Raw genomic sequence first — 1,497 nt, 5'->3', positions numbered from 1 at the left:
GGGTACTCTCGGCGGGTGTCATCAACGGCCGCAACGTCTGGCGTGCCAACCTGGCCAAGCTGGCGCCGACCCTCAAGGCCTTGAAAGAAAAGCTTGGCGAGCGCCTCTGGGTGGCCTCCTCCTGTTCCTTGCTGCACAGCCCGGTGGATTTGACCCTGGAGCACGAGCTGGATCCCCAGACTCGCAGCTGGTTCGCCTTCGCCCTGCAAAAGTGCTATGAGCTGGGGCTGCTGTCCGACTACCTGGACGGTGGCGCCTTGGACAAAATCGAGGCTTACAGCCAGCCCATCGTGGATCGGGAGTCCGACAGCCGGGTTCACAAGAAGGCGGTGCAGTCACGACTCGCCAGCCTGACCAACAGTGACTTCGATCGCCAGAGCGCCTACCCGGTGCGTGCCGACGCGCAGCGCTCGGATCTGAAGCTGCCGCTCCTGCCCACCACCACCATCGGCTCCTTCCCGCAGACCTCTGAAATCCGGGTGCTGCGTCAGGATTGGCGTGCCGGGCGCATCGATGACCAGGCCTACGAGGCGGGCATCCAGGCCCAGATCAAGGACGCCATCGAGCGCCAGGAGGCCATCGGGCTCGACGTGCTGGTGCATGGTGAAGCGGAGCGCAACGACATGGTGGAGTATTTCGGGGAGCTGCTGGACGGCTTTGCCATCACCCGCTTTGGCTGGGTACAGAGCTATGGCTCCCGCTGCGTGAAGCCGCCGGTGATCACCCGTGACATCGACCGTCCGACCCCCATGACCCTTGAGTGGACGAAGTTTGCCCAGAGCCTGACCGACAAGCCGGTGAAGGGCATGCTGACCGGCCCCGTGACCATTCTCTGCTGGTCCTTCCCGCGGGAAGACGTGAGCCGCGAGCAGTCCGCCCTGCAGATTGGCCTGGCCATTCGCGACGAGGTGGCTGACCTGGAAGCCGCCGGCATCAAGATCATCCAGATCGACGAGCCGGCGATCCGCGAAGGGCTGCCCCTGCGCAAGCAGGATCACCAGGCCTATCTGGACTGGGCGGTGCGCGCCTTCCGCCTGAGCGCAAGCCCGGTGGTGGACAGCACCCAGATCCACACCCACATGTGTTACAGCGACTTCAACCTCATCATCGAGGCGGTGGCGGCGCTGGACGCGGATGTGATCACCATCGAGACGAGCCGCAGCCAGATGCAGTTGCTCGAAGCGTTCGAGCGCTTCAACTACCCCAACGAGATCGGCCCGGGCGTCTACGACATCCACTCGCCGAACGTACCGAGCCAGGGCTGGATTGAAGACCTCATCCGCAAGGCTGCGCAACAAATCCCGGCAGACCGGCTCTGGGTGAACCCGGACTGCGGCCTCAAGACCCGCGGCTGGGAAGAGACCACCGCTGCCCTGAAGGTGATGGTCGATGCAACCCGGGTGCTGCGCGCCGAGCTGGCCTGAGGGCTTCCATTCACCCGGACGAGCGCCCGGTGAGTGTCACCAAGACGAGAGAGGGAAGGCGACAGCCTTCCCT

The 1,497-nt window shown here is 64.5% G+C and carries 1 protein-coding gene; it reads left to right on the top strand.

The window, feature by feature from the left end:
- Nucleotides 1–1,424 (top strand): 5-methyltetrahydropteroyltriglutamate--homocysteine S-methyltransferase (metE, locus tag AACR77_RS09570; protein WP_042881044.1); only part of this gene is annotated, 1,424 nt, incomplete at its 5' end.
- Between the last annotated feature and the right edge of the window lie 73 nt (nucleotides 1,425–1,497).

Source organism: Aeromonas sp. ZOR0002, assembly GCF_963866995.1.
GTDB classification, from domain to species: domain Bacteria; phylum Pseudomonadota; class Gammaproteobacteria; order Enterobacterales; family Aeromonadaceae; genus Aeromonas; species Aeromonas caviae.
Note: the sequence above shows the minus strand (reverse complement) of the source record. Positions and strands in the feature narration are given on the sequence as shown.